This is a genomic window from Stenotrophomonas genospecies 3, assembly GCF_054473855.1.
In genome coordinates this window covers 134,228-140,545 of the sequence record NZ_JBTMUR010000011.1, presented here as the reverse complement: position 1 = coordinate 140,545, position 6,318 = coordinate 134,228, and the positions used below count along the sequence as shown (strand labels likewise).

5 protein-coding genes are annotated in these 6,318 nt (G+C 67.4%); all 5 read right to left on the bottom strand.

Annotated elements, in window-relative coordinates; all coding sequences use genetic code 11:
- Positions 1 to 189 precede the first annotated feature (189 nt).
- Positions 190 to 1,836: a CsgG/HfaB family protein gene (locus ACX9OT_RS15860; protein WP_459002835.1), complete on the bottom strand. Its 1,647-nt coding sequence runs from the start codon at positions 1,834 to 1,836 to the stop codon at positions 190 to 192.
- 16 nt (positions 1,837 to 1,852) lie between these two features.
- Positions 1,853 to 2,530 (bottom strand): hypothetical protein, encoded by a 678-nt coding sequence (locus ACX9OT_RS15855; protein WP_049398327.1) that lies wholly within the window; start codon positions 2,528 to 2,530, stop codon positions 1,853 to 1,855.
- Between the two features lie 100 nt (positions 2,531 to 2,630).
- Positions 2,631 to 3,731, bottom strand: coding sequence for a hypothetical protein (locus ACX9OT_RS15850; RefSeq protein WP_100437775.1), 1,101 nt, complete (start codon positions 3,729 to 3,731; stop codon positions 2,631 to 2,633).
- A complete protein-coding gene (locus tag ACX9OT_RS15845) occupies positions 3,722 to 4,918 on the bottom strand; it encodes a hypothetical protein (RefSeq protein WP_100437774.1) in 1,197 nt (398 codons plus the stop codon). The genes ACX9OT_RS15850 and ACX9OT_RS15845 overlap by 10 nt, the downstream gene beginning before the upstream one ends.
- 107 nt (positions 4,919 to 5,025) lie before the next feature.
- On the bottom strand, positions 5,026 to 6,288 hold the full coding sequence (locus tag ACX9OT_RS15840; RefSeq protein WP_100437773.1) for an RNA polymerase sigma factor: 1,263 nt from the start codon (positions 6,286 to 6,288) through the stop codon (positions 5,026 to 5,028).
- Between the last annotated feature and the right edge of the window lie 30 nt (positions 6,289 to 6,318).

Sequence of the window (6,318 nt, the reverse complement as noted above, 5' to 3'; positions counted from 1 at the left end):
GGTCGACACGCCGCTGTTGGTAGGTGTCGACCTTGGTCGACACGCCGCTGTTGGTAGGTGTCGACCTTGGTCGACACGCCGCTGTTGGTAGGTGTCGACCTTGGTCGACACGGACGGAAACAAGAAGGGGTCAGTTCCCTTTCCCGGTGGGAAAGGGCTCTGACCCCATCTGTGTGCTGCCTTGGCGTGTTACCAGTTCGGGTCTTCGGCCGGGGCGGCAGCGGGCTTGGGCTTCGGCTTGGCCGCCGGGCGCGCGGCGGCGGCCGGTGCAGCCGAGGCCGTTGCGCCAGCAGCGGCAGCAGCCGGCTTGCTTCCCAGCTTCTGGCGCAGCTCAATCTGGCCCGGACGGAAGCCGCCGCGCATGGCGTCGACACCGTCTTCGATGGTGCCGTACGAGGTCTGTGCGGCCACGCGGTCGATGCGGATGGTGCAGCACGGGTGTTCGCTGCGACCCAGCGAGCGGCCGGTCTGCGGGTCCTTCAGTTCTTCGCCCAGGCGCACGGCCTGCCAGCGCTGGCCGGCCTGCACGGTGTCACCGCCCTGGCTCAGCACCACCTGGTCTCCGTCCACCGAAACCACCGACACCGGGAACAGCGTGGTGACGATGGTGGCGCCGATCTGGCCGGACAGCGATTCCATCATCGCCGCGGCCATGTTGCGGCCATTGACCACGCGCGGCAGGGTGCTGGGGCCGGTCGAGGCCAGCTGGTGATCGAAGCTGTCGGACATCACCACCTGGCCGGTGGTGGCGTTGATCAGGCGCAGGGTAATGCGGCCGCCACCGGAGTACGAGGTCACCTGGCGGTCGGACATGCGCAGGTTGCGCACGCTGCGCGGGTACTCGAAGCGTTCGATGGTCGGGATCAGGATCAGGTCGGTCGCCAGCTGCTGGCCGACCCGTGCGGTGTCCTGCAGGCGCACGTTGCCGCTGTTGATGTGGTCGATCTCGGCCTGCAGTTCATCGCCGAACTCGCGGTCCAGCACGATGAAGCGCTGGGTCTGGGTCAACGTGTCGGACAGGCGTGCGCGGATCGCGTCGGCCACTTCGTCCGCGTCCACGCGGCCGTCGCCCACGGCATAGCTGCCGGCCTTGGTACGCGGCAGTGCAACCACGATCTTCGGCTTGCCCTGCTCGTCCGGCGCGCGGTACTGGGCAATCTGTGCGCGCACGCGCACCTTCCAGTAGCTGCGCATGCTGCGATGGGTCACGTCGGAATCGAACGAACTGGCGCCACGCTTGGCATCGACGTTGACCTTCTCGTCGTAGCTTTCCCTGACGCTGGCCGAGGCCGAACCGCTCTTGGCCGATGCTTCGCCGGAGGCACTGGCCGACGCCGAGCCCTTGAAGCTCCAGCCTTCATCGCTGGCGCGCACGCGGGCGATGGTTTCCTCGTCCAGCTGCCGCACTTCATCCTGCGACAGGATTTCATAGCCCAGCACCGCGCCCTGCGAGCCGGCGATCATCTGTTGGGTGAACGCGTCGGCGCGGATATCGCCGACGTGTTCGTCATCCACATCCACATGCAGGCCTGCACGCAGGCTCTGCATCTGGCTGGCCACGCGTACGCCGTTGACCTGCGCCACCGCCGACTGCAATGCCGCCAGCACCGCCAGTTCCGGGGTGCTGCCGATGCCGTCGGCTTCGCGCGCGACCTGGGTGGTGCCGCCGAAATCCGGCGTGCCACGCAGGGGCGCTGCTTCCACTGGCGCATTGCTGGCCAGTGCACTGGTTGCCTTGTCCTTGGCGGGCGCGGCGGCCGGGGTGTCCTGCTTGCCACAGGCTGCAAGCAGCGTGGCAGCCAGGCCCAGGCCGATCAAACGGTAGGTCATACGCATGGAGATTCGCCTCGGATCAGAGCGTGTCGAGCATCGAATCGGCGTTGGACGGCACCTTCACCTTGCTCTTCTTGGCGAAGGTCACGGCCGACTTGGTCGAACCGTACAGGCCCTGGATGAAGCCCGGCGATTCCTTGGCCACCCATGCACCTGCTGCCAGCTTGCGGCCGACGGTGGCCAGCTGAGTCGCGCCCAGGTTCTTCATGCCGGCGGTGAAGTTGCTGGCTTCGCCGCCCAGCTTCTGTGCTTCGGCCGCCGAGGACAGCAGCGAGACCAGGCCTTCGGCGTAGTGCTGCTTGGATTCAGCGTTCAGTTCCGGCTGTGCGGCCTGGCGCTCGTTGATCGCCGCCTGCGCAGCTTCACTGACCGACACCGACTTCTTCATCGCATCGACGCTGACCGAACCCGACGACAGCGCCTGGCGCTCGGCCTCCAGCAGCTGCACCTGCTCGGCCAGGCCGAAGGCGCGGGCAAACGAGGTCTGGGCCTGCAGCGAGTGCGACTGCGAGCTGACGAAACGACGCACCAGCGCTTCCTGCGCGGCTTCGTCCGGAGCGGCGGCGCTGGAGGCGCTGCTGCTGGAGGTGCCGGTAGCGGCGCCAGCCAGGTCCTTCAGCTTGCCCAGGCCAGCGTGGGCCGGCATCGACAGGGTGGCGGCAGCGATGGCCACGACAAGAGCGGTATTGCGGATCATGTGAGTGTCCTTTTGGGAGAGACGGCCGCGAAGCGGCACGTGGGAAATCGGTAACCCCAGGGCGATACCGAGCGAGCTCGGCACCCACCAGGGTGGCGGATCAACGAACTGCCTTGACGTTCAGTTCGTTGATCATCTGCTGGGCAGCCTTTTCAGCCGCCAGCTGCAGCGCGTTGGTACGGGCAACGGTTTCGTTCGGGCCGGTACCGGAGAACTGCACCGGGCCCACCGACGACACGGTGCGCGGGAAGCGACCGGTCACGTCCAGCACCTTGCCGGTGACCGTGACGAACACGCGGGTGTTGCCGCTGGCCGGGTCGCGGTCGCGCATGCCGACGTCGAGGGTGCCGACGGCGATGTACGGGATGTTGGCCGCACGGATGCCGTTGGCGGTATCACGCAGAGTGGCCGGAGCCAGGTCGTTGCCGGTGCTGAAGTCCTTGCGGATACGCTCGATGCTGAGCAGGCCGCGCGATTCGCCTTCCACGTATTCGGCTTCAACCACTTCGTAGCCGGCGGCGCTGAAGGCGCCGGTCATCGCGGTGTTCACTTCGGCGGCGTTGGCCACCTTCCAGCTGATGTTGTCGCTGCGCTGGGTGGTGCTGCCACCGCTGGTGACCGACATCGAACCATTCTGGTTGATGCTGCCGTTGGTGCTGACCGAGTTGCCGCGGAAGCTGTCGCCTTCACGGGTGTTCTCGCTGTAGCTGCTGCTGGCGTCGACGCGGCGGTATTCCTTGTCCTGGAACGACTGCACGGTATCCTGCGAGCGCGCCATGAACAGGAAGGTCAGCAGCGAGCGCTGCGCAGCAGTGGCGCCAGCAACGGCCGAGCCAGCATCCAGCTTGGTCTGCAGCAGGGTGGTGTTGATCTCGGCGCGGACGGTGACGCTGTAGGTCTTGGCCTTCTTGTCTTCGGTGTCCGACAGCTGCACGGCGCTGAGCACGTAGCGGTCGATCTCGCCGATGAACTCGGCGCGACGGGCTTCGAACAGGCGCAGCTTGGCCGCACCGGTTTCGGCGATGTACGCCTCCAGTGCATTGACCTTGGCCTTGTTCAGGGCCTGGGCGCGGGTGTCGGCACTCAGGCGCAGGCCGTAGCTGGCCGAACCGGTACCGCGTGAACTGGCGGTCTGTGCAGCGACCGGGGAGGCCACCACCAGGGCGATGAGGATGAGCAGGATGGTACGCATCAACGACATGACTTGATCAACTCCTGGAGGGCTTGGGTCTGCTGCTGCAACGGGCGGCCGCCCGGCTTCTGTTCGTCCAGCCAGCCGCGCGAATCGGCGCGCTTGGCGGCGGCGCCGGCGAAGGCATCGAAGCCGGCCAGCAGGGTTTCGTAGCTGGCCGACCACTGGTCGACCTGCCACTGCGTGACCGGCACCACCTTGGTGGCACCCTTGCGCAGCGGCTGTTCGAAATAGACCTTGCCGGAGAACGGCTCGGTCACCTTGGCGGTGAAGAACGCGCCGAACAGCATCGTCTTCATCGCCGGCGTTTCTTCGATCACGCCGTTCTTCAGCGCATCCACCTGCAGGTTGATGACGTAGTCCGGCTCGGGAATCTTCAGCTGGTAGACCTTGCCGTCGGCAAAGCGCGCCGCCATCGCACCACCGATCGCCTGGCCCGAGGCCGGCGGCAGCAGGCCGACGCCGGTATTGGACGACAGCGTCTTGGACAGCTCATGGGCCAGCGTGGCGCGCAGCGGGGCTTCCCACTTCGGGTCGGGCAGCTTGGCGCGGACCACGTCGGACAGGGTTACGCCACCGACCTGCAGGCGACGCACGGCGGCATCGGGCAGCCTGGCCTGGGCGAGGCTGGCAGCCAGCACCTGCGACAGGCTGGTATCGGCGCTGCCATACAGGAGATCGGCGACGATCGCGTCGATATCGTCGTTGTCCGGCCGGTAATCCTGCACGTCGATGCGCTGCAGGGTAAGCGGATAGGACGCGATCACCTGGCGCTCGCGGAAATCGAAGAACAGCGCCTGCAGCGCCACTTCCACCAGCACCTTGTACTGGTCACCGATCGGCTCGACCGAGACCAGTTCGCGGTCCAGTGCCGCGGCCAGCACTGTCGCACTGGTGGTGCCGTCGAGCATCGCCACCGGCTGGTCGATCAGCTGCAGGTGGGCCGGGGCGCGGCGCTTGAGCGACTGTGCCAGGGCCTGGTTCAACGGGATCAGGCCGCGCTGTTCCAGCACCGCATGCGCATGCGGTGTGGTCGCCTGCACGGCAGCGGCATCAGCGGTATAGGCAAAACCGGCCCAATAGGCCTGCTGTGATTTGTCTGCCGCCTGTACGGCCATCGGCCATACGGCCAGGCACAGGGCACAGGCAAGCAGGCGCGCAAAAGCGCGCGATGCGCTCTTCGTCCTTGAATACATCCAACCGCTCCTCGGTCAATACGCATGGAAAGTGGACGCTGACGCGTCCGCTGGGCGCGAAACATAACGGCTCGCGGGCCCGCCGACAAGTGCTGCCTTCGTCGAGGTCACTCCGTGGGAGGCAGGCCGGCCCGTTGCCGCAGCAGGCCCCGCTCTGCCTGGTTCTGGCTGAGTCTGGCGGCTTCCGCAAAAGCGTGACGTGCGTCCAGGTCGCGCCCCAGCGCCTGTAGTAACTCCCCGCGCACCACCTGCAGCGGCGCGTACTCACGCAGTCGCGCGTCCACCAGCAACGGCTGCAGCTGCGCCCACGCCGCGAAGGCACCGTCACTGCGCAGTATCGCCACCACGCGGTTCAATGCGACAACTGGCGAAGGCTGCGCCTGCAGCAGCTGCGTATAGAGCGCAGCGATGCGCGGCCAGTCGGTATCCTCGGGGCGGCGCGCCGCTGCATGGCACGCTGCGATACGCGCCTGCAGTACATAGGGATCATCAGCGCCACCGGCGGCCAGCGCGCGCGCCAGCACCTGCTGCCCGCGTTCAATCTGCAGCCAGTCCCAGCGCGCGCGGTTCTGCTGGTCCAGCAGTACCGGCACGCCCTGCGCATCGGTCCGTGCCGCGGCACGCGAGGCCTGCAGCTCCATCAGCGCCAGCAGGCCCAGCACCGGCGGCACCGGCAGCCGGTGCGCCAGGATGCGCGCGAGCCGCAATGCGTCCTCGCACAGCGCCGGACGCATCCAGTCATCACCGGCACTGGCCGCATAGCCTTCGTTGAACACCAGGTAGATCGCCTCCAGCACCGATGTCAGCCGCTCGGGCATCGCGTCAGCACGCGGGACCTCGTAGGGCACCTGCTTCTGCGCCAAGGTGCGCTTGGCGCGAACGATGCGCTGGGCGATGGTCGGCTCGGGCTGCAGGAAGGCGCGCGCGATCTCGACAGTGGTCAGGCCACCCAGCAGGCGCAGGGTCAGTGCCACCCGTGCGTCGGCCGGCAACACCGGATGGCAGGCCACGAACATCAGCCGCAGCAGGTCGTCACCCAGATCATCTTCCAGCGCTTGACTGTCATCGGGCGCCGGCAGCGGCGCCGGATGCAGCTCCTCGCCCCACTGCGCATGCTGCTGCGCCACCCGCTGGTGCTGGCGCAGCACATCAATGGCACGGTTGCGCGCAGTGGTCATCAGCCAGGCTCCGGGGTTGTCCGGGATGCCCTGCTCCGGCCAGCGCTCCAGCGCGGCCAGCCAGGTGTCCTGGGCCAGCTCCTCGGCGCGGCCGACATCGCCCCCAAGCAGCCGCGCCAGGCGCGCGATCAACACCGGCGACTCCATCCGCCAGAGGGTTTCCAGACGCTGCGTCAGTGCGGGCTCGAGCATGCGCCGATCACAGCACGCGGGCGTGGCCCG

Bases quoted from the DNA above. Each gene is read 5' to 3' on its own strand.
- ACX9OT_RS15860 (WP_459002835.1), bottom strand. From the start codon at position 1,836: ATGCGTATGACCTACCGTTTGATCGGCCTGGGCCTGGCTGCCACGCTG.
- ACX9OT_RS15855 (WP_049398327.1), bottom strand. From the start codon at position 2,530: ATGATCCGCAATACCGCTCTTGTCGTGGCCATCGCTGCCGCCACCCTG.
- ACX9OT_RS15850 (WP_100437775.1), bottom strand. From the start codon at position 3,731: ATGTCGTTGATGCGTACCATCCTGCTCATCCTCATCGCCCTGGTGGTG.
- ACX9OT_RS15845 (WP_100437774.1), bottom strand. From the start codon at position 4,918: ATGTATTCAAGGACGAAGAGCGCATCGCGCGCTTTTGCGCGCCTGCTT.
- ACX9OT_RS15840 (WP_100437773.1), bottom strand. From the start codon at position 6,288: ATGCTCGAGCCCGCACTGACGCAGCGTCTGGAAACCCTCTGGCGGATG.